The organism is Hyalangium sp. (genome assembly GCF_045802625.1).
In the GTDB taxonomy this organism is placed as follows: Bacteria; Myxococcota; Myxococcia; order Myxococcales; family Myxococcaceae; genus Hyalangium.
In genome coordinates this window covers 1-21,483 of the sequence record NZ_JBJMQP010000052.1, presented here as the reverse complement: position 1 = coordinate 21,483, position 21,483 = coordinate 1, and the positions used below count along the sequence as shown (strand labels likewise).

Annotated in this window: 14 protein-coding genes; 12 read left to right on the top strand and 2 right to left on the bottom strand. The window is 68.2% G+C overall.

The annotated features are described in order from the left end of the window. The first annotated feature begins 124 nt into the window (after nt 1-124). Genes ACJ8AT_RS09755 through ACJ8AT_RS09740 form a run of 4 tightly spaced genes read left to right on the top strand, consistent with a single transcriptional unit; the run spans nt 125 to nt 9,583 of the window. The gene (locus ACJ8AT_RS09755; protein WP_407737384.1) at nt 125-4,771 is read left to right on the top strand and encodes a molybdopterin cofactor-binding domain-containing protein; all 4,647 of its coding nucleotides are present in this window, start codon (nt 125-127) and stop codon (nt 4,769-4,771) included. Nucleotides 4,772-4,804: 33 nt separating this feature from the next. Continuing rightward, nucleotides 4,805-6,292, top strand: coding sequence for a hypothetical protein (locus tag ACJ8AT_RS09750; protein WP_407737383.1), 1,488 nt, complete (start codon nt 4,805-4,807; stop codon nt 6,290-6,292). A 35-nt stretch (nt 6,293-6,327) separates the two neighbouring features. After that, nucleotides 6,328-8,016 carry a multicopper oxidase family protein gene (locus ACJ8AT_RS09745; protein ID WP_407737382.1) on the top strand — a complete coding sequence of 563 codons (1,689 nt, stop codon included), beginning with the start codon at nt 6,328-6,330 and terminating at the stop codon, nt 8,014-8,016. A 19-nt stretch (nt 8,017-8,035) separates the two neighbouring features. Next, nucleotides 8,036-9,583: a hypothetical protein gene (locus ACJ8AT_RS09740; RefSeq protein ID WP_407737381.1), complete on the top strand. Its 1,548-nt coding sequence runs from the start codon at nt 8,036-8,038 to the stop codon at nt 9,581-9,583. A gap of 50 nt (nt 9,584-9,633) precedes the next feature. Here the strand turns inward: ACJ8AT_RS09740 and ACJ8AT_RS09735 are convergent, their stop codons facing one another. Then, nucleotides 9,634-10,497 (bottom strand): DMT family transporter, encoded by an 864-nt coding sequence (locus tag ACJ8AT_RS09735; protein WP_407737380.1) that lies wholly within the window; start codon nt 10,495-10,497, stop codon nt 9,634-9,636. A gap of 236 nt (nt 10,498-10,733) precedes the next feature. Here ACJ8AT_RS09735 and ACJ8AT_RS09730 point away from each other — a divergent pair, with 236 nt between their 5' ends. The 6 genes from ACJ8AT_RS09730 (at nt 10,734) to ACJ8AT_RS09705 (ending at nt 18,342) form a co-directional block, all read left to right on the top strand. Next, entirely contained in the window at nt 10,734-13,868 is a 3,135-nt protein-coding gene (locus ACJ8AT_RS09730; RefSeq protein ID WP_407737379.1) for a two-component regulator propeller domain-containing protein, read from the top strand. A gap of 86 nt (nt 13,869-13,954) precedes the next feature. Then, nucleotides 13,955-14,461, top strand: coding sequence for a hypothetical protein (locus tag ACJ8AT_RS09725; RefSeq protein WP_407737378.1), 507 nt, complete (start codon nt 13,955-13,957; stop codon nt 14,459-14,461). Continuing rightward, nucleotides 14,458-15,282 (top strand): MlaE family ABC transporter permease, encoded by an 825-nt coding sequence (locus ACJ8AT_RS09720; RefSeq protein WP_407737377.1) that lies wholly within the window; start codon nt 14,458-14,460, stop codon nt 15,280-15,282. The genes ACJ8AT_RS09725 and ACJ8AT_RS09720 overlap by 4 nt, the downstream gene beginning before the upstream one ends. 4 nt (nt 15,283-15,286) lie before the next feature. Continuing rightward, nucleotides 15,287-16,105 (top strand): ABC transporter ATP-binding protein, encoded by an 819-nt coding sequence (locus tag ACJ8AT_RS09715; protein WP_407737376.1) that lies wholly within the window; start codon nt 15,287-15,289, stop codon nt 16,103-16,105. Then, on the top strand, nt 16,102-17,277 hold the full coding sequence (locus ACJ8AT_RS09710; RefSeq protein ID WP_407737375.1) for an MlaD family protein: 1,176 nt from the start codon (nt 16,102-16,104) through the stop codon (nt 17,275-17,277). The genes ACJ8AT_RS09715 and ACJ8AT_RS09710 overlap by 4 nt, the downstream gene beginning before the upstream one ends. 111 nt (nt 17,278-17,388) lie before the next feature. Next, complete coding sequence (locus ACJ8AT_RS09705) at nt 17,389-18,342, top strand: endonuclease/exonuclease/phosphatase family protein (protein ID WP_407737374.1); 954 nt, start codon at nt 17,389-17,391, stop codon at nt 18,340-18,342. A gap of 36 nt (nt 18,343-18,378) precedes the next feature. Here ACJ8AT_RS09705 and ACJ8AT_RS09700 read toward each other — a convergent pair whose 3' ends face one another. Further along, nucleotides 18,379-19,131 (bottom strand): hypothetical protein, encoded by a 753-nt coding sequence (locus ACJ8AT_RS09700; protein WP_407737373.1) that lies wholly within the window; start codon nt 19,129-19,131, stop codon nt 18,379-18,381. 467 nt (nt 19,132-19,598) lie between these two features. Between ACJ8AT_RS09700 and ACJ8AT_RS09695 the strand changes: the two genes are divergently transcribed. Together ACJ8AT_RS09695 and ACJ8AT_RS09690 are read left to right on the top strand one after the other, a co-directional pair. Then, nucleotides 19,599-21,101: an RAD55 family ATPase gene (locus ACJ8AT_RS09695; RefSeq protein WP_407737372.1), complete on the top strand. Its 1,503-nt coding sequence runs from the start codon at nt 19,599-19,601 to the stop codon at nt 21,099-21,101. Further along, complete coding sequence (locus tag ACJ8AT_RS09690; RefSeq protein ID WP_407737371.1) at nt 21,098-21,472, top strand: two-component system response regulator; 375 nt, start codon at nt 21,098-21,100, stop codon at nt 21,470-21,472. Before ACJ8AT_RS09695 ends, ACJ8AT_RS09690 begins: the two co-directional genes overlap by 4 nt. Nucleotides 21,473-21,483 lie beyond the last annotated feature (11 nt).

Below are 21,483 nucleotides of genomic sequence, written 5' to 3'. Positions count from 1 at the left end.
AGCGCGGCCACACTGACGCTTTCGCGCGCAGCGCAAGGCCGTTTCTTCGAAAAGAAAACAGGACAACGATTGCTCTGTCAGAAATGCACCATTAGTGTGGCCCGCTTTCACGTCGGGGAGTGTCATGGCCAAGCAAGTCTCGTTCTTTCTCAATGGCAGATCCGTCACCATCGAGGATCCATCTCCAGACCTGCTGTTGATCGATTACCTGCGATCTCCCGAGGTCGCGCTAGCGGGCCCGAAGAAGCCCTGCGGCCAGGGCGGATGCGGTGGATGCACCGTCATCCTCTCGAACTGGAACGAGAAGAAGCATCGCGCCGAGCATCGCGCCATTAACTCGTGCCTGCGCCCGGTCCTCGCGATCGAGGGCATGGTGGTGACGACGGTGGAGGGCACCGGCGCCGCGCGGCGGCCCAACCCCGCGCACCTGGTTCACTCCGCCACCTATTTCCGGGCCTCCGCGGTGCCGGAGATGAAGAACCCTCCCCAGCCGACGCTGACGAAGGCCCAGGAAGATGCCAACAAGAAGCGCCTCGAGGTGATTGCCAGCGTCAACAAGGCCAAGCCCAAGGCCCTGAAGGCGACGCTCCGAGAGGAGGTGCCGGTTCACCCCACGGAGTTCTCGCACCAGGGCATGAACCCCGTGGCCCACCGCCTGGCCATGAACAACGGCACCCAGTGCGGCTACTGCACCGTGGGCTTCGTGATGAACATGTCCGAGTTCATCGTCAACCACCCTAAGGCCACCAAGCAGGAGATCGAGGACATCTTCGACGGCAATCTCTGCCGGTGCACGGGCTACCGCTCCATCCTCACCGGCATGAAGACGTTCGCCTCCAACTGGACCAAGGAGGACGAAGAGAACCGGATGAAGTGCCTGCCGGATGACTACGCCGCCTCGCAGCTCCCCGCTCCGAACGTCGTGATCCCGTTCCCGCCCGAGGCCCAGACGTCCGCCAATGGCGTCTCGGTGGAGGACGGCTCGCGCGTCTGGCGGACTCCCACCGCCCTGGCCGAGCTCGCGGGCCTCATGCGCCAGTACCAGGGCAAGAAGTTCCGCCTCATCCACTCCAACACCTCCTACGGCATCTACAAGGAGGAGTACCTGGAGACGGAGATCTTCCTCGACATCCGGTTCATCCCCGAGCTGAACGCGCCGCCCAAGGAGATGGATGGCGGGCTGAGGGTCGGGGCGGGCATGAACTACAGCGAGTTCATCCAGATCCTGGAGAGCACGATGCTCTCGCGCGGCGAGGCCAAGGCCCGGAAGGATGGAGAGACGCACTACGCGGAGACGACGCGGCTGGGCGCCACCCGCTTCATGGCGCGGCGGACCGCCGGGCGCATCGTGCGCAACGCGGCGTCGCTGGGCGGCAACTCCATGCTGGTGCTCAAGCACATCGCCGCGGGCACCGGCGAGCCGTTCCCGTCCGATGTCTTCACGGTGCTGGCCGCCATCGACGCGGCGATCGAGTTCCTGGACACGGAGCGAGGAGAGGACGCCAAGCCCGAGCGCTGCACGACCCAGGAGCTGGTGGATCGGGTCATCGCCAGGCCCGAGCTGGCCGACTCCATCGTCCTGCTCACCTACCTGGTGCCCTTCGGCAAGCGGAACGAGGTCGTCCTCGCGCAGAAGGTGGCGCTGCGCGACGTGAACGCGCACAGCATCATCAACGGGACCAGCCGGCTGCACCTGTCGCGCTCGCTGGAGGTGGAGGAGGCCGTGCTGGTGTTCGGCGGCATCGCGCCCTACCCGTGGCGCGCCCGGAAGACGGAGAAGTTGATGGTGGGCAAGCCGCTGTCCCTGGCCGCCGTCCCGTCCCTGGCCAAGAGCCTGGACGCCGAGGTCGGCGCCGAGCTCGCGCGCTGGTCCAAGCGCATGCAAGGGCTGCCGTCGGAGGGCTTCACGGACAAGTACCGGATACAGCTCGCCACGGCGTTCCTCTACAAGGCCGTGGTGAATGCGCTGGTCGAGCGCGGAGGCGATGTCCCGAAGCCGGTCCAGTCGGCCGGAGAGATCAACTGGGGCCACTGGGGCGTCAGCGACGGCACGCAGCACTACGAGCCCCAGTACTACAAGGCCCCGGTCGCGCTGCCCTACATCAAGTCCACCGCGATGCAGCAGGCCTCGGGACAGCTTCACTACACCCACGAGCTCGCGGTCCCGCCGCGCACCGTCAATGCCTCGTTCGTCCAGAGCCGGCGGGCCCTGGCCACCTACCACTTCGTCATCCCCGGCAGTGACGAGGAGGTCGACGTCAGCGAGCTGCGCGAGCACCTCTCGAGCCGCTACAGGGGCTTCGTCGATCTGGTCACCTGCGAAGTCTTCAAGGACGGCCGGATCAACAAGCAGGGCATGGGTTCCGACCAGCCGATCCTCGCCGAGGGCCAGGTCGACTACGTGGGCCAGTCCATCGCGCTGGTGCTCGCCGGCACGGAGCAGGAGGCCGAGCGCATCGCCGGGTACGTCAGCGAGCGGTGCATCGCCTACGGCCCGTACCAGCCGCCCAAGGGGGGCCCGCCCTGGTGGGCCGAGCCCGTCTTGACGCTGGACGATGCCATCGTCAAGGAGAGCATCTACCCCGACTGGCCCACCCAGGCCCCCTTCGTGTCGCACGTCTGGAAGGTGACGCGCAACGGGAGCCGGTTCGACTGGGTCACCCCCAAGGACCCGGTCATCATCCCCCAGGGCACCGACAAGAAGCAGGTGAACCGGAAACCCGTCAACCGGCAGGCGACGCTGGACGGCATCCCCTGTCAGGTCATCGAGAGCACGCAGACGTGCGGTGGCCAGGTGCACTTCTACATGGAGACGCAGGCGGCGATCGCCGAGCCCCTGGACGGCCAGCGCATGCTGATCCGGCCCTCCACGCAGAGCCCCCAGGAGATGCACACGACAGCCGCCATGACGCTGGCCGTGCAGTACAACAACGTCGACGTGCAGGTGCCTCCGGTGGGCGGCGGCTTCGGCGGCAAGACGGAGCAGACCCGCTTCGTGGTGGGCGCGGCGGCCATCGCCGCGTACGCGACCAAGCGGCCGGTGCGCCTGGTCCTCTCGCGCGAGCAGGACACGGCGATGATTGGCAAGCGCCACGCCTACTTCAGCCAGTACCAGATCGCCATCGACAAGGGCGAGGTGAACCCGGAGGACAAGGGCCGCATCCGCGGCCTGCTCAACAAGATGTGGGGAGACGGCGGCGCCTTCTACGACTGCTCGTTCATCGTCTCCAACTGCATCCAGGCGCGCTCGGACAACGCGTATCTGATCCCCAACTTCGAGAGCCAGATCGACGTGTGCCGCACCAACACCGCGCCCAGCACCGCGTTCCGGGCGTTCGGAGACATCCAGGGCAAGCTGATGCTGGAGAACGCCGTGGATGACGCGGCCTTCTCCATCGGCATGCTGCCCGAGGACGTGCGGGAGAAGAACCTCTATCAGCGCGGGGATGTGACGCCGTTCGGCCAGGCCCTCTCGTACTGCTACATGCGTGAGGTCTGGGCCTACCTGAAGAAGCAGTGCGACTACAAGACGAAGCGCCAAGAGGTGGACGACTTCAACAAGCAGAACAAGTGGCGCAAGCGCGGGCTGGCGATGATGCCCGTCAAGTACGGCTCGGGCTACAACCTGGTGATGCTGGAGCAGGCGGCCGCGGTCGTCTCGGTGTTCCAGGCCGACGGCAGCATCGTCATCCACCAGGGAGGCGTGGAGATGGGACAGGGCCTGCTGACGCAGGTCCGCCAGATCGCCGCCTACGTGCTGAACGTGCCCATGGAGCTCATCCAGGTGGAGGCCCCGAAGACGCTCGTCACCCCCAACCCGTCCAGCACCGGCGCGTCGACCGGAACGGCCTACAACGGCGAGGCGGTCAAGCGCACCTGCCAGGAGCTCAGCGCGCGCCTGATGGCCTTCGGCTACGAGATGCTGAAGGAGAAGGGCAACGACTGGTGCAAGGGGCTGGGCATCGACTTCTGGAACCACGGTCAGGCGGGCTGGAACACGAAGGTGAAGATCAATGACGCGCCGCCGAAGCTCATCTGGCAGAACCTGGTGGCCCTGGCCTACCAGTACCGCGTGAGCCTGGTGGCCACCTTCACCGCTCCCATCCCAGGAGGAGAGACGCCGGTGCCGGTGATCACCTACAAGCCCCCGTACAAGCAGTGCACCCTGCCCGACTACCAGAACGCCTATGGGGAGGCCAAAGAGTTCCCCAAGGACAAGAACCCCGGCGCGTTCGACTCGTTCGTCGGCTTCACCTACTCGGCCGCGTGCTCGGTGGTGGAGGTGGACATCCTCACGGGCGAGACGAAGGTGATCAGCTCGGATCTCGTCTACGACATGGGCTGGAGCCTCAACCCGGCCATCGACGTGGGCCAGGTGGAGGGCGCCTTCGTCCAGGGCATCGGCTACGTGCTGTCCGAGAAGCTGGAGTTCGAGCCGAATGGCCCAGAGGCCGGGCGCCTCAACTCGCTGAACACCTGGCGCTACAAGCCGCCCGCCATCACCAGCATCCCGCTGCAGCTCAACGTGTACCTGTTCCCGCGCGACTCGGTGGACGTGCCGGAGAGCCCCACCGACGGCATCTTCTCCTCGAAGGAGATCGGCGAGCCGCCGCTGGTGCTGGCCACCAGCGTGTTCCTGGCGGTGAAGGCGGCCATCCGCGCCTCTCGCCTGGAGCGCAAGCTCAATGGACTCTTCCGCTTGGATGCCCCGGCCACCGTGCAGGCAGTGCGCGAGGCCTGCGAGGTCAGCCCGAGCGATCTCACGGTGTAACGCGATCCCCCACTCCAAGTCAGGAGACACGGAATGAACTCCCCAACCCTGGCCGCCCGGCTCTGCCGACGCGGCTTCTCGCGGTCCGCCCTGCTGGGCGTTACGGTGGCGCTGTCAGTGGTTTCGAGCGGGGCGCTCGCCCAGGTCACCGCGCCCGCACCGGCGGCCTTGGCCAAGGATCCGGCCGAGGCCGCGGCCCTGCTGCGCAAGCCCGAGGGCTACAAGCTCGAGCAGAGCCCCTTCCCGGACTTTGGCTTCATGGTCCCCGTCGACGAGTACATGCAGAAGTACTCGGATCAGCCGCTGTTCCGCCTGAAGACGGACTTCCCCACCGTCAAGCCGAAGAAGCAGCCCGACTTCGTCCAGAAGATCGACTTCCGGAAGAACCCGCTGGAGTACCTGCTGGCCGTTCGGGACTACGCCTTCGAGGGCAACCTGCCGGACTGGGATCCCTTCAAGAACTCGAAGCGTGGCTGGTACCACATCCCCTGGCTCCACCCGACGGCGACGGGGCCCAACGCCTATCCTCCGAATGGGGGCACCGAGGGCTTCCACGGGCTGATCAAGGAGGCGCCGCTCAGCCCGCTGCAGCTCGGGCCGGGCCAGAAGGGCAAGGACGGGAGCTACTCCGTCTACGCCATCACCTTGGTCAACGACATGGCGGGGTACACGCTGGGCCGGATGTGGAAGGACCCCATGAACCCGGACCCCAAGACGACGGACGCGCGCTACGGCGGCGGCTTCCCGCCGGGCACCGTGTTCGCCAAGCTGCTGTTCACCGACGCGCCCCAGGGTGACGACAAGCTCCCGTTCCTCGAGAACCCCCTGCAGTGGACGGCGTACATCACCGAGTCCTTCTACAGCACCAAGCCGCGCGTGGTGGGCAAGGTCAACCTGCTGCAGATGGACATCGCCGTGCGCGACGTGCGCGCCGAGGGCAAGGACGGGACGGGCTGGGTGTTCGGGACGTTCGCGTACAACGGCCAGGTGAACAACCCCAACAAGTTCCTGAACCTCGTGCCGGTGGGGCTCATGTGGGGCAATGATCCCGAGAACACGGTGAACGCCACCAATCCGTTCCCGCCCACCCAGACGAAGATCAACCCGGACCTGAAGCAGGGCGTCATCTTCGCCTCGCAGCAGCTGCCGCCGCAGCACCTGGGGTGGAACGGGCGGCTGAACGGGCCCGCGGACCTGAACACCACCTCGTGCCTGGGCTGCCACATCACGGCGCAGTACCCCGCGGTGACGGCGCTGGTGCCGCCGGGCTCCGTTCCGGACGGCGGCGCGACGCCGCCCAAGGGGGGGGGCTCGAAGGAGTGGATGAAGTGGTTCCAGAACGTGCCGGCCGCCACCTCCATGGATCCGCGCGTCTACTCCACGGACTTCTCGTTCCAGGTCGCCATCAGCCTGCAGAACTTCTACACGGTGAAGACGGGCCTGCTGCAGGGCTCCTACGCGAACGACTACCAGCTGGACCGAGTCCCCGTCGTCCGCAGCGGCCTGCCCATGAAGAAGTAGAAGCTCCGCCACCTCTTGTCCCTGGAGTCCCTCTCATGAATCCCTTCTCGCGGCGGAGTCTTCTGAAGGCTGGCACCGGCCTGGTGGCCGGGGTCAGCCTGACCAACTTCACCGGCTGCCCGGATCCCGAGCCCTCCGAGCCCACCAACCTGACGGTCCAGTTCGCCAACCTCACGCTCGCTGGCTACAACGTGCGGCTGCGCACTTACGGCGGTGCCATCCCTGGCCCCACGGTCCGGACCAAGCCGGGCGCGAAGCTCTCCTTCCACATCGACAACCAGCTGCCGCCCTACGACTCGACGGCCTGGGCCAGCCTCACCGGCCTCTCGGACACGGTGAAGATGAACATTCCGCACCACCTCAACACCACCAACCTGCACGTGCACGGGCTGGAGGTCGTCCCGCACCTCTTCGAGCCCGTCGGGACCGAGGATCCGTCGGCCCGCATGATCGCCATCGAGCCCGGGTCGCAGAAGGACTACACCTTCGAGCTCCCGGACGATCACCCGACCGGGCTCTACTGGTACCACCCCCACCACCACGGCTCGACCGCCGTGCAGGTGGGCAACGGCATGGCGGGGCTCATCATCGTCAAGGGCGCCATTGACGAGGTGCCGGAGATCGCCGCCGCCAAGGACTGTCCGATCGCTGTTCAGGATGTCGGCCTCTTCGAGTCCCAGAGCCAGCCGGGCGTCTGGAGCTACGATCCTCCGCAGAACGCCATCTGGGACACCTTCGCCGGCACCGCCTCCGTCAAGAATGGCCAGGGAGCCACGATTGCTCCGGCGGATAGCGGCTTCACGACGGGCGACTTCCCGCTGCGGCTATTCCTCGTCAACGGCGCGCCCGTCTTCCAGGAGACGCACAACGCGGCGAGCCCCACCCAGCCCCTGGGCAAGGAGCTCCTTGACACCGTGCCGATCTACAAGGTGCGTCCCGGCGAGGTGGTCCGCTTCCGCATGCTGAACGGCTGCAGCGACAACATGATCCCCCTGGAGGTCCAGGGGCACACGATGTACCTGCTGGCCATGGACGGGGTGAACTACCCCGCGCCGCGTGAGCGCCCTTACAACCCCGACGCCGTGGATGGCCAGGAGCAGGTGCTGCTGGCCCCCGGTGGCCGCGCCGAGTTCCTCATCAAGGGCAGCACCACGCCGGGCGTCTATTCGATCATGCAGCTGGCTCAGAAGCAGCAGTTCCTCGAGAGCCAGGCGAAGGTGCTGGCCCAGATCAAGATCACCGGCGACCCCATGGACATGCCGCTGCCCAAGAGCCTGCCCCTGCCGAAGCGGCACTACCCGCTCATCAGCGAGATAGGGACCCGGCGCGACATCAGCTTCGACATGATGTTCCCCCCCACGCAGAACCTGGTGGTGGGCCTGGACTTCGCCGTCAACGGCTCGCTGTACGAGGAGACGGCCACGCCCGTGCAGGTGAAGCTGGGCGCGGTGGAAGAGTGGACCATCCACGACAACGGTCACCACACGAATAGCTCCAACGAGGGACACCCCTTCCACCTGCACACCAACTCCTTCGAGGTGATCTCCGTGGGAGACCAGCTCATGGAGCCCGGGACGATCCAGGACACCGTCTGGGTCCCCCACAACACGCCGGTCGTCATCCGCATCAAGTTCAAGGAGTGGACCGGCAAGGACGTCTTCCACTGCCACATTATCCCCCACGAGGACGCGGGGATGATGCAGAACCTATTGGTGACGAAGTAGCTGAGAGAGAGAGACACACATGACGAGAATGAAGTGGATGCTGGCCGTCGGGGCCGTCGCGGCGTCGGCCACGCTTTGGGCGTGCGCGACCATGGGCCATGGAGGCGGCCAAGAGGGAGGTGGCGGCCAACAGGGAGGCGGCGGTATCAGCGCTCCGGGCACGTGCGAGGGGCCCTATCCCAACTACTGGCAGGATCCGAAGTTCACCAGCACGGGCATGTGGATGGGGCAGGAGATCTCCAACCAGCCGCCCACTGACTGGAATGGCCCCGTCTTCCGGCTGAGCCAGCAGTACCCCTCCGAGCTGCCCGCCGAGCAGAACGAGCCCTGGATGGCGTTCAACCCCTTCAAGCCGGGGCTGAGCCAGGAGGAGATGCACAAGCAGGCCCATGAGTACTCCTGGGCCGTGCTGCACTACATCCAGGAAGGCAACGTGGATCAGGGCGCCTCCGGAGGCGATATCGAGAAGGACTGGACGTTGTGCAACAACCCGGTGCGCCACTGGGTCCACATGCCCTTCCAGACCTACGAGCCGCTCAGCGGGCGCGAGTTCGTCCACGGGCTCACGCGCGAGGCGCCCGTCACCTTCAAGCTCAAGGATAAGAGCGAGCTGAAGAGCACCGTCTGGGCGGTGGGCTTCTACAACCCCCGCGCCGCGTACACGCTGGGGCAGGTCTGGAAGCCGAACGGCACCCCGGTGTTTCCCACCAGCAACGTGGCGTTCCCGGACGGGGCGGTGATCGGCAAGCTGCTGTTCACCACGGCGAATGAGAAGCAACTCCCCATCCTGGCCAACATGCCCAAGTGGAAGGCCAACATCAGCAGTGCGGAGTTCTGCATGTGCGAGCCCTGCTCGTTCCAGAAGATCAGCAATGAGTGCAAGCGCACCCTGGGCGAGGTGACGCTGATGCAGGTCGACATCGCGGTGGCGGACAAACGCTCGCCCTCGGGCTGGGTGTATGGCACCTTCGTCGCGGATGGGCAGGCCAAGGCCTCGGAGAAGAACCCCTGGGACCGGCTGTCCACCCTGGGGCTGATGTGGTTCAACGATCCGCCGCCCGCGGGGAAACTGGCCAAATTCGAGCCGGTGGATCCTCGCAAGAACGGCTTCACGCAGGAGGTCATCGAGTGGGATGTGGTGGATCGCTGGAACGCGGACTCGGACGGTGGCCACCTGGGCTGCAACAGCCGGCTCGATGGCCCCGCCGACAGCACGCGCAGTTCCTGCTTGTCCTGCCACATGACGGGCTCCGTGCCGGACAAGACGCGCGCGACGCCCGCCTTCATCGTTACGCCTAATGACAAGCCCAAAGAGGGCCAGTGCGCGGAGGCGCCCGGTCAGCCGGACGTGGATGCCACGTACTTCGCGAACCTCGCGTGCAGCACCCCCTTCTCGGGCACCGGCGTGAAGAAGCCGCAGTACGCCAACGGCGCCACGCAGTGGGTCTCCACGGACTTCTCGCTGCAGCTCTCCATCGGCTTGGACCAGTGGGCGGAGTGGCAGTCGGACCAGGTGGACGAGCCCACCGGGCCTCGCGTGATGGAGGGCATCCTGCCGGCGCGGTAAGCCCACGGGCGGGGAGTGGAGGCGGTGCGCCGCCTCCCTCCCATGTCTGCTCAGCCCGGCTGTCTCTCGGGGGGCCCGGGCTTGGGCGGTGAGGCGCCCGCGCTCCGTGCGCCCAGCACCGTCCGCCACGCGGTGGCCAGCAGGATGATGAGGCCCCCGACCACGGCCCAGGGGCCCGGCCGCTCCCCAGCGAGGATGAAGGTCCACACCGGGTTGAGCACGGGCTCCAGCAGGATGAGCAGCGAGGCCTCCACCGCGGGCGTCTCGCGGATGCCCAGGTTGAAGAGCGTGTACGCCAGCCCCAGCTGGAACACGCCGAGGAAGAGCAGGATCCCTCCATCCAGCACCGTGGGCGTGGGGCCGCTCAGCGCGGGCACCAGCACGCTCACCCCCGCCAGCAGGTTGCCCCACACCAGCACCACCTGCCCCTCGGCGCTGGCTGCCCGCAGCCCGAGGATGGTGAGCGCGAACGCCACGCCCGAGCCCAGCGCGATTCCATTGCCCAAAAGCTGGCCGGGCTGGAGCTGATCCAGGAAGAACAGGCTCAGGCCGACGAGGAAGATGGGCGCCGCCGTCAGCTCTCCCCGCGTGGGCTTCTCGCGCAGCAGCAAGGGCGACAGCAGCAGCACATAGAGCGGCGCGGTGTCCTGCAGGAAGATGGCGTTGGCGGCGGTGGTGAGCTTGTTGGCGATGATGAACAGCACCACGGTGGCCGCGTACGCCACCGCGATCCCGAGCGCGCGCAGCGAGGGCCGCTTGCGCCCAGCCGGGAAGGCGAGCCACAGCACCAGCGCCGCGATCAACGAGCGCCCCGAGGCGATCTGGTAGGCGCTGAGGGTGGACAGCTTGACGGCCGCGCCCGCCGTGGACCAAAGCACGGCGGCGGCGAGGAGGTAGAGGCGAGGGCGGATCATGGTGTGGCTGGGCCGGGGCATATGCTGGCTGGGAGACGAACGCCACTGCCTCGACGCACTGCGCGAGCCCGGCGCGTCAGCTTCCAAGGGACCCACTTCCTGGGCAGAGTGCTCCACTCGCACGGCGGCTCGGGCGTAGAATCCGGATCGCCCACCCCATGCGCCGTCTCCCCCGAAGCCCTCGCCGGAGGCGCAGTCCCCCCGCTGCCCTCCTTGATGCCCATGCTCGCCGGCTCATGGCAGGCGTGCTCGTGGGCGTGCTCGTGGTGGCGGGGAGCGCGTCCGCCCTGGAGCCGGGGAAGGAACTCAACCAATTCCCCCACCGGATCTGGCAGGCGGAGAACGGGCTGCCACAGAACAGCACCCAGGCCCTGGCGCAGACGCCGGATGGCTACCTCTGGGCTGGCACCTACGAGGGCCTGGTGCGCTTCGACGGGGTGCGCTTCACCGTCTTCGATCCGGCGAACACGCCCGCACTGCAGGACCGCTCCGTCACGGCCCTGGCGCTCGACCGGGATGGGACGCTGTGGATCAACACGAACCAGGGGCTGGCCGGCCTGCGAGCGGGGAGCTTCTTCTCCGTCCCCCTGCCTGACGGTGTCATCGCACGCGACGTGCACATGCTGCAGCCGGCGCGGGACGGGGGCGTGTGGATCGCCACCCTCGGCAGCGGGTTCATGCGGCTGTCCGGAGGCCAGTTCCAGGTCTGGAAGACCGAGCAGGGGCTGGCGGACAATCACGTGCTGGCGCTCACCGAGGGCGAGGACGGCGGCCTCTGGGTGGCCACCTCCCAGGGGCTGCAGCGCTGGGATGGCTCGGCGTTCCTCCCCGGCCCCTCCTTCCAGGGGCCTCCACCGCTGGTGTCGTCCCTGGTGGTGGATGCGCGGGGAGTCCTCTGGGCGGCGGATCTCGGCGGCATCGTGTACCGGCTGCAAGACGGGATGATGCTCCCGGTCCCGGCGGCGAGCCTGCTCGGCAGTCCCATCTCCAAGCTGCTCGTGGATCATCATGGCGCCCTCTGGGTGGCGAGCAGGGGCCAGGGGCTGCTGCGCTGGGTGAACGGCCAGCGCTCCGTGTTGAACACCACGAACGGCCTGGAGAGCGGCTCCATCCTGTCCTTGCTGGAGGACTCCGAGGGGAACCTCTGGCTGGGCATGGGCACCCAAGGGCTGTACCGCCTCAAGGACGCTCCCTTCATTCCCTATGGCCCGCCCGAGGGGATGGGCAGCGGCATGATCAGCGCCCTGCTCGAGGCGCGGGACGGCAGCCTCTGGTTCAGCTCGCTGGGCGGCGGCGTCGCCCGTTGGAAGGACGGGCAGATGACGAGCTGGACCAAGCGCGATGGGCTCGTCGACGACATGGTCTTCGGCATCGCCGAGGGCCACGACGGGAGCGTCTGGTTCGCCACGCGCAAGGGCCTCATCCGCTGGCGGGATGGCGCGTTCACCACCCTCCCCGAGCAGGGCCAGCCCCCCCGAAATCCCCTGGGGCAGGCCGTCTACGAGGACGAGCAGGGCACGCTCTGGGTCAGCTCCCAGCAGGGGCTGGCTCGATGGGATGGGCAGCAGTTCGTGGTGGTGGCTCCGCAGGACAAGGTGCTCGGCGCCTCCATTCGCGTGCTGGAGCGGCGGGCCGCGGGAGGCTTCTGGATCGGCACCCAGGGAGGAGGCCTGGCCTGGTTCGACCGGGGCCAGGCCACCCCGCTGTCCTCCCAGGGCGCCCCCATCCAGGGCGATATCCGGAGCCTCCTCGAGGACGGCGACACGCTCTGGGTCGGCACCTCGGATGGGCTCTACCGCTGGAAGCAGGGGCGCTTCGTCCGCCTGACGCGCGCCCAGGGGCTCTTCGACGATGTCGTCCTCGCGCTGGTTCCCGACGGGAAGGGCAACCTGTGGATGACCTGCAACAAGGGCATCTCCCGCGTCTCGCAGCAGGAGCTGGAGGCCGTGGCGGACGGGCGGCTCGCCCGCGTCACGCCCCGCGTCTACGGCGTGGACGATGGGATGCGAGCCGCCGAATGCAACGCGCTGGGAGGTCCCTCGGGGATCCGCGCCCAGGACGGCCGGCTGTGGTTCCCCACCATCCGCGGTGCCGTGGCCTACGAAGCGAGGCACGAGAAGGTGTCCACCTCCCTGCCACCGCTGCTCATCGAGGAGCTGTGGGTGGACGGGCGTCTCGTGCCCGCCTCCGAGTGGCCCCGCATTCCTCCCGGAGAGGGCCGCGTGGAGATCCACTACACCTCGGCGGCGCTGGGCGCCTCGGAGCGGCTGCACTTTCGCTACAAGCTGGCGGGCGTGGACGCGGATTGGGTGGAGGCCGGGGCCCGGCGCGTCGCCTACTACACCCGGCTGCCTCCGGGAGAGCACCGCTTCTTCGTCGAGGCCTTCACCGCGGCGGGCCGTGGGGAACCCCGGCAGAGCGCGGTGGTGTCGTTCCGCCTGCGGCCTCGCTTCGTCGAGACGATCCTCTTCCGTGTCGGATGCGTCCTGGCCGCCGTGCTGCTCGCGGCGGGCCTGGTGTGGTTCCGCCTCTATCAGGCCCGCCAGCGCGAGCTTCAGCTCCAGGCCCGTGTGGACGAGCGCACCGCGGAGCTGGCCATGCGCCTGCGGCAGCTCGAGGCCACCCAGGAGCGGCTCGCCCACGCGGAGAAGCTGGTGGCGGTGGGCACCCTGGCCTCTGGCGTCGGGCATGAGATCAACAACCCGCTCGCCTATATCCTGTCCAACCTCCGCTACCTCTCCACGGAGCTGCGCGCCCTGACGAAGCGCGAGGAGGAGCGCGAGCGCTGGCAGGAGGTGGAGGAGGCGCTCACCGACGCGCTCCATGGCGCCGAGCGGGTGCGCAAGATCGTCCAGGCGCTCAGGACGCTCGCCCGCGCGCAGGCCGAGCCCCCCAGCCAGGTGGATCTCCACACCGTGCTCGACCGGACCCTGGGGATGATGGAGCAGGAGCTGCGGGGCCGCGCGCGGCTGGTGAAGGACTATGGGGTGTCCCAGCCGGTGATGGGGGATGAGGGGCGGCTGGGCCAGGTCTTCCTGCACCTGCTCGCCAATGCCGTGCACGCCATCCCCGGGGGCGACCCCGAGCGCCACGAGATCCGCGTCACCACCCGCCGGGACACGGGAGGGCGCGCCGTCATCGAGGTGAGTGACACGGGCCAGGGCATTGCCCCGGAGATCCTCCCTCGCATCTTCGAGCCCTTCTTCACCACCAAGGAGGCGGGGGAAGGCACGGGGCTCGGGCTGTCCATCTGCCACGCCACCATCGAGGCGATGGGCGGAGAGATCCAGGTGCAGAGCGAGCCCGGCCGAGGCTCCACGTTCCGGATCCTCCTGCCGCCCGTCCAGGCCGCGCCCGAGGTTGCCTCCTAGAGTGCCGCCGAATCAACCTTTGCCTTGGGGGACCCCTAGTCATCTGGGAGTCCGTGCCTAGCTTTCGTTTCCTCGGAGACGGAGTGATGACGCGGCTTCCCCTGTTCCTGACACTGATGGTCCTGCTCGCCGCCACGGGGTGTCATCGCGTGAGCTTCGAGGACTCCGTCCTGTCCAAGAAGCAGGTGGGCTACCGCATCGGCGAGCTGCCGGACTACTGGCACCGCGTCTTCGTGGAGGGAAATGATCTGGCCTTCTCGGAGGCGGACACCGGCCGGGCGCTCTCCGTCAACTCCACCTGCGAGGGGTATGATGATCCGCCCCTGCCGGTGCTCACCCGCCACCTGCTGATGGGCTTCACCGAGCGGCGGGAGGTGTCCCAGCAGCTCATCCCGCTCGACGGCCGCGAGGCCCTGCGCTCGCGCCACCTGGCGAAGCTGGACGGCGTGCCCGTGGAGCTGGAGCTGGTGGTGCTCAAGAAGGACGGCTGCGTCTTCGACTTCACCTACGTCGCCCCGCCCGGGCAGGCCGAGCCTCGCATGCGGGACTTCGACCAGCTGGTCGCGGGCTTCCATGCGGAGCGCAAGTCATGAGCACCCTGGTGGAGACTTCCCCGGCCGGCAGCGCCGAGCTCTCGCCCGCGGAGCCCCGGCTCTCGGTGGGCGCGCGCCTCCGCCAGCGGCTGGAGGCGCTGGGGGCCATGATGGTGATGGCGGGCAAGGTCTTCTCCCGCGCCGTGCGCCCGCCGTACGACTGGGGCGCGCTCGTGTTCCACACCGAGTCCCTGGGCGTGCGCTCCATGCCCATCGCCCTGCTGACGTCGACGTTCGCGGGGCTCGTCATCTCGCTGCAGTTCGGCTTCTTCCTGGCGCGCTTCGGGGTGCAATACACCGTGGGCCGCGTCGTCATCCTCACCCTGTTCCGCGAGCTGGCCCCGGTGCTCACCGCGCTCACCGTGGGCGCGCGCATCGGCTCGGGCATCGCGGCCGAGCTGGGGGCCATGACGGTGACGGAGCAGGTGGACGCCATCCGCGCGCTGGGCGCGGATCCGCTGCGCAAGCTGGTGGTGCCTCGGGTGTTCGCGTGCCTGCTGGTGCTGCCCACGCTCACCGTGCTGGCGGACGTCATCGGCATGGTGGCCGGCGCGCTCGTGGTCAACGTGCAGTACGGCATCTCGCTGAGCTTGTTCTTCCAGGGCGCGCTGGACTCGGTGATCATGAGCGACTTTGTCTCGGGGGTGATCAAGGGCGCCGTGTTCGGCGTCACCATTGGGCTGGTGGGCTGCTTCAAGGGGCTCACCGTCGAGGGCGGCACCGAGGGCGTGGGGCGCGCCACCACGCAGTCGGTGGCCATCACCTCCGTCACCGTCTGCCTGGCCGACTTCTTCATCACCAAGCTCTCCCTCTACCTCTAGCGCCATGCGCCTGTCCGCACCCCGTCCCAAGCTGGAGTTCCACCCGCCCGCAGCCGGCGATGAGCTCATTCACTTCGAGCACCTGAAGAAGTCCTTCGGGACCAAGCGCGTCTACGACGATGTGGAGCTGTCCGTGCGCGCCGGGGAGACGCTGGCGGTCATTGGCGGTTCGGGCTCGGGAAAGAGCGTGCTGCTCAAGTGCCTCATCGGGCTGCTGTCCCCGGACGAGGGGCGCATCCTCTTCCAGGGGCAGGACGTGACGCGCTTCCGCGAGGAGGACTTCTTCGCGGTGCGCCGCCACGTGGCCATGGTGTTCCAGGGCGCGGCGCTCTTCGACTCGCTGTCGGTGGGGGAGAACGTGGCCTATCCGCTGCGCGAGCACTTCCCGGAGCTGCCCTCCGAGGAGGTGGCCCGCCGCGTGGCCGAGAAGCTGTCCTGGGTCAACCTGCCGGGCACCGAGAACATGATGCCCGCGGACCTGTCCGGTGGCATGCGCAAGCGCGTGGGCCTGGCGCGCGCCATCGCCACCAACCCGGAGGTCATCCTCTGGGACGAGCCCACCACGGGGTTGGATCCCGTCACCACCCAGAGCATCAACGCGATGATCAACTCGATGAAGGAAAAGCTGGGCTGTACATCCATCGTGGTGACTCACGACATGATGAGCGCCTTCGAGGTGGCGGACCGCATCGCCATGCTGGCCAACCGGCGCATCGTCCAGGTGGGCACCCCCGAGGAGGTGCGTCACTCCACCGTGCCCGAGGTGCGCGCCTTCATGGACGCGCGGCGGGCGGAGCTCCAGCGGCAGGAGGTGGTGTCATGAGCCTGTTCACGTCCACTCCGCGTGAGCGGCGCATGGCCTGGCGTGCGGGGCTCTTCGTGGCGGCGGGGCTCGTGCTGGCCGGCGTGGTGGTCTCCTTCATCGGTCAGGAGACGCAGCTCTTCGAGGAGCAAATCACCTACCGCGCCTTCTTCCCGAACGTGCAGGGCCTGACCGACAAGTCGCCGGTGTGGATCGGCGGCCTGGAGGTGGGCCGGGTGGTGGGCATCGCCTTCACCGAGGACTCGGCGGAGCGCGGCATCCAGGTGAGCATCCGAGTGACGCGGAAGTACGCGGAGCGGGTGCGGCAGGACTCGGTGGCGCGGCTGTCGAGCCTGGGCATGCTGGGCGAGAAGGCGGTGGACATCTCGCTGGGCACGATGAAGACGCCGCCCATTCCTCCCGGGGGAGAGCTGCGCACGGACACCAGCGGAGACCTGAACACGCTGATGCAGGCGGCCGGGGACGTGCTGAATGACTCCAGGGCCATCAGCCACTCGCTGAGGGCCGCGGTGGAGACGTACGCGGATCCGCGGCTGGCGGAGGACGTGTCGGCCAGCCTGCACAGCCTGCGCGCGCTCCTGGAAGAGGTCGAGAAGGGGGACGGCGTGCTGCACGCCCTCGTCTACGACAAGGAATCCGGGAGGCAGGTGCGGGGGCTGCTGGCGAGCGCGTCCCAGATGGCGCAGCGGATGGACACGGCGGTGGGGCACGTGGAGGCGCTGCTGGCGGAGGTGCAGAAGGGCAACGGCACGGCGCACGCGCTCATCTACGGCAAGGAGGGCGCCCAGGCGCTGAGTGAGCTGGGCGCGGCGGCCGGGCAGCTCGCGGGGCTCATCGAGGACGCGAAGGCGAGCCCGAACGGAGCGGTGCACCAGCTCGTCTACGGGGATGCGCGCGGCATGTTCGCGGACCTGGGGAGCGCGGCGGCGGACCTGAAGAAGATCACCTCCACGATCGCCAGCGGCGAGGGCACGGTGGGCGGGCTGATCTCCGATCCCACGGTGTACGAGGATCTCCAGCAGGTGATCGGCAACGTGAAGCGCAACCGCCTGCTGCGCGCGCTGGTGCGCTTCTCGGTGAACAAGCACGAGAACCTGGATCAGGTTGGCAAGGTGAAGCAGGCCCCCGAGGAGACGGAGACGGGAATCGGAGGCTCTGGCTCGAAGAAGTGAGCGATGCCTCGGCGCCCGGGCTAGGCTGAGCCTGTGTGGCTCCTGAGTGATTCGCGTGCCTCGGCGCATCCCCTCCTCCTTGGGAGGTGGCTCTTCGCGGGCCTGCTGCTCGTGCTCGTGGGCTCGGCGGGGTGCCTCGAAGGCCAGAGCTTCGCTCCGCAGAGCCCGGGCTCTCCTGCTCCCTCTTCCGACGATGGAGGGGCGCAGCCGGATCCGAACGTTCAGCAGGAGCCGGCCTCCGGCACGGTCCGCATCGCCGCCTTCAACGTGCATCGCTTCTTCGACACGGTCTGTGACTCCGGAAGCTGCGGGGGCTCGGCCTACGAGGAGTTGCCCACGCTCCAGGCCTTCACCGCTCGCGCGGAGCAGCTCTCCAGAGGCATTGCCTCGATGAAGGCCGGGGTGATGCTGCTCTCGGAGGTGGAGACCCAGGCGTGTCTGGACGCGCTCCAAGCCCGGCTGCCGGGGTTCTCCACGGCGGTGCTCGGAGAGCTTGGTACGGCCGCCTCGGTGGACGTGGCCGTCCTCTCTCCGTACCCGCTCCGGGAGGTGCGCCGTCACCGGGCTCAAACCGTCTTGATCCGGCCGGATGGGACGGCCACGTCGTTCGCTCGGGAGTTTCTCGAGGTGCGCCTCGGCGTGGAGGGCGCCGAGGTCATCGTCTTCGCCGCCCACTTCCGCTCCAAGGTGGACGACGATCCGGGCCGCCGCTACGCGGAGGCCGCGGCCGCGCATGACATCATCACCGCGGTGGCCGCCGAGCGCCCGGGAGCGCTCATCGTGCTCGGGGGAGATCTCAACGATGTCCCGGGCTCGCCGCCGCTCGACGCGCTGGAGCAGGGTGGAGCGCTTCAGCGGGTCTCCAGCAGCCTCCCCCTGGAGGAGATCGGCACGGTGTGGTTCCAGGGGGCCTCGCAGGCCATCGATCATCTCTACCGGGCTCGTGATGCCGCCGGCCACGAGGCCCCGGGCTCGTTCCGAGTGGACCGGGATGCTCCGGGCAGCGGTCTGGCGGGCTCGGACCACGCCGCCATCCAAGCCGACTTCGAGCTGCCCCGCGGGTGAGGCGGCCAGAGGCTCGCCCGTGCCCAGAGCCCTGCCTCAGAACCGGCCGAACTTCACCAGCACCGAGCCGGTGAAGCTGTTCGCGTCCTGCGAGTGCATCCCCGTCAGGTCGACACTGCCCACGTAGCGGTAGCCCGCTCCCACGGACAGCCGGATGGTGCGGGTGATGTTCAGCTCCACGGCAAGGACGGGCGCGGCGACCAGGACCACATCGCTCTCCCGCGTTCGATCCTCATGCGAGCTGTAGTGGAGCCGGACGTAGTTGGTGACTCCTCCTCCCAGGAGCGTGCCGAGCGAGGCGTGCACGATCTTGTCGGGGAGGAAGATGTATTCGAGCCAGAGGCCGCCGTAGCCGAACTCGAGCCGCAGGTCCTCGCCCAGGTTCACCACGCCAGGGGGCGCGGGGATGCGGGTCGCCATGAAATAGCCGGCCGCGCCGATGACGAACTGGTGGTTGGCGATCCATCCGCCCTGGCCGCCCAAGAAGAGGGCATCCCGGTCCATGACGCGGCTGTACATGAGCACGGGGGCGCCATAAGCGCCCTGAGTGGCCTGGCCGGAGATCAGCGTCTCCATGCCCGGCTTCTGCTCCTCGGGGGGAGGACGCTCCGCCCTGGGAGTGGGGGGCGCCTCGGGCGGGCTCGGCGCCTCCGGCGGAGGCGGTGGTGGCGGTGGCGGTGGAGCGGGCTCGGCCGGAGGAGGCGGCGCCGAGGGCTGAGCTCCCTCCTGACCCAGCGCGACGCCGGTGGGCAGCAGGAGGGCGAAGAGCAGGAGGTGGAGTCGTCTCATGCCACGCACGAAAGCATGCTCCGTGCGGCTTGGCGTGTGTCCACGAGGGCGAAGGGCTGGGTAGAACCAGAACGCTTCGGCCCGTCGGCCACGCCACTCCAGGCCCTGGGGTTTTCCCCTCAGGGCTCGGACACGGTGTCTGCTGGAAGACGCCCGCCTGCCTCGGCATGTCGCTTTTCAGTCCAGATCCGAAAAATGCCGGTGCACCTTCGTACGACTTGTTGCCTGATCAAGCGGAAAGCCACCGTGATGTCACCTCGTCCCCCTCCGCGCTCATTCCTCCCTGCGTCCCTCCTCCGCTCTATTCAGTGGCACACAGGGCATGTTCCGGGTGCTAGCTTGCGCGCGCCTTGGCGCTTCCAGGCCAGGGTGACCCGCTCCGCCGTGCCCCCGGCGGCCCGCCCCTCTGGCCTGGCGGGTCTCAGCCTCTCCCCCTCGGGGCACCGAGGCTCCCTGCAATGACGGCCGTGGCTCCACCCGTGCTTCAGCGCATCCCCAGCGGTGTCCTTGGACTGGACGCCGTGCTCGATGGAGGGTTCCTCCAGGGAGGGACCTATATCGTCGCGGGCATGCCGGGCACGGGGAAGACCATCCTCGGTAACCAGATCTGCTTCCACCACGTGGCCCATGGCGGCCGGGTGGTCTACGTCACCCTGCTGGCGGAGACGCATGGGCGGATGCTGGCGCACCTGCGCGGCATGGCCTTCTTCTCCGAGGAGCCGCTGGCCTCCGCGCTGCACTATGTGAGCGCCTACCGGGTGCTCACGCAGGAGGGGCTGAAGGGGCTGTTGGAGATGCTGCGCCAGCTCATCCGCGAGCACCGCGCCAGCATGCTGGTGCTGGACGGGCTGGTGAGCGCCAGCGCCTCGGCGCCCAACGAGCTGGCCTTCAAGGAGTTCGTCCACGAGCTGAACACGCTGGTGAGCGTCATCGGCTGTACCACCTTCCTGCTCACCAACGGCCATACGCCCGAGGACGTCCACCCCGAGCACACCATGGTGGACGGCCTCATCGAGCTGACGGACGAGCTCATCGGCGTGCGCGCCGTGCGCGAGCTCATCGTCCGCAAGTTCCGCGGCAGCGCGCACCTGCGGGGCCGCCACGTCTTTCAGATCTCCCATCAAGGCATCACCGTCTACCCACGCTCGGAGGCGATGCTGTCGGACCCCGTCGCGGTCCCGGGCGAGTACAGCGCGCGCGTGCCGGTAGGGGTGCCGGCGCTGGACGAGATGCTGCGCGGCGGGCTGCAGCGCGGCAGCGCCACGCTCATCATGGGCCCCTCGGGCAGCGGCAAGACGCTGCTGGGCCTGCAGTTTTTGGCCGAGGGCGCGCGGCAGGGCGAGCCCTGTCTGTACTTTGGCTTCTACGAGTCGCCGCCGCGGCTGGTGGGCAAGGGGCAGGCCATCGGGTTGGACATGGCGGAGGCGGTGCGCGGCGGGCTGCTGGAGATGATCTGGCAGCCGCCGGTGGAGCTGGTGCTGGATGCGCTGGCGGTGAAGATCGTCGCGGCCATCAAGCGCCGGGGTGTGCACCGGCTGCTCATCGACGGGCTGGTGGGCTTCAAGGAGTCCACCGTTCACCCCGAGCGCATCAACCGCTTCTTCGCGGCCTTCACCAACGAGCTGCGCGCGCTGGAGGTGACCACGGTCTTCACCGAGGAGATGCGGGTGCTCTTTGGCCCGGAGGTGGAGACGCCGGTGAAGGGGCTGTCCGCGCTGGTGGAGAACCACCTGTTCCTGCGCCAGCTCGAGTGGAAGGGCGAGCTGCGGCGGGTGCTGGCCATCCTCAAGACGCGCGAGAGCGGGCATGACCCGGGCGTGCGCGAGCTGCTCATCACCGACCGTGGCCTCCAGCTTGGGGGCCGCTTCGACAGCACGGGGGCCGTGCTCACCGACCAGGGGCTGTCGCCCTCGACTCGGCGGAGCACCCGCGGTTCCACCGCTCGCAAGCGGCGAGGGAGCAGGAAGTGAAGACTGTTCTCCTCGTCGACGATGAGCACGCCATCCTTGATGCGCTCTCCGGCATCCTCGAAGACGAGGGCTTCCGGGTGGTGACAGCCGGGAATGGGCGGGAGGCGCTCGCCCGCATGGAGCAGGCAAAGCCGGACGTGGCGCTCGTGGACGTGATGATGCCCGTGATGGATGGGCGCGAGCTGCTGCGCGAGATGCACGCGGACGCCCGGTGGCGGGACATCCCCGTGGTGATGATGAGCGCCGTGTCTCAGTCCATCCTCACCCGCGACGGGCCGCTCGTCTGCGCCGACTTCTTCCAGAAGCCGTTCGACTTGTGGAAGCTCCTCGATCGGCTCCGCGAGCTGACGGGCATGCACGAGCATCATTGAGTTCGGGCGGG

Coding starts and splice junctions, on each gene's coding strand:
- ACJ8AT_RS09755 (WP_407737384.1), top strand. CDS start 125: ATGGCCAAGCAAGTCTCGTTCTTTCTCAATGGCAGATCCGTCACCATC.
- ACJ8AT_RS09750 (WP_407737383.1), top strand. CDS start 4,805: ATGAACTCCCCAACCCTGGCCGCCCGGCTCTGCCGACGCGGCTTCTCG.
- ACJ8AT_RS09745 (WP_407737382.1), top strand. CDS start 6,328: ATGAATCCCTTCTCGCGGCGGAGTCTTCTGAAGGCTGGCACCGGCCTG.
- ACJ8AT_RS09740 (WP_407737381.1), top strand. CDS start 8,036: ATGACGAGAATGAAGTGGATGCTGGCCGTCGGGGCCGTCGCGGCGTCG.
- ACJ8AT_RS09735 (WP_407737380.1), bottom strand. CDS start 10,497: ATGATCCGCCCTCGCCTCTACCTCCTCGCCGCCGCCGTGCTTTGGTCC.
- ACJ8AT_RS09730 (WP_407737379.1), top strand. CDS start 10,734: ATGGCAGGCGTGCTCGTGGGCGTGCTCGTGGTGGCGGGGAGCGCGTCC.
- ACJ8AT_RS09725 (WP_407737378.1), top strand. CDS start 13,955: ATGACGCGGCTTCCCCTGTTCCTGACACTGATGGTCCTGCTCGCCGCC.
- ACJ8AT_RS09720 (WP_407737377.1), top strand. CDS start 14,458: ATGAGCACCCTGGTGGAGACTTCCCCGGCCGGCAGCGCCGAGCTCTCG.
- ACJ8AT_RS09715 (WP_407737376.1), top strand. CDS start 15,287: ATGCGCCTGTCCGCACCCCGTCCCAAGCTGGAGTTCCACCCGCCCGCA.
- ACJ8AT_RS09710 (WP_407737375.1), top strand. CDS start 16,102: ATGAGCCTGTTCACGTCCACTCCGCGTGAGCGGCGCATGGCCTGGCGT.
- ACJ8AT_RS09700 (WP_407737373.1), bottom strand. CDS start 19,131: ATGAGACGACTCCACCTCCTGCTCTTCGCCCTCCTGCTGCCCACCGGC.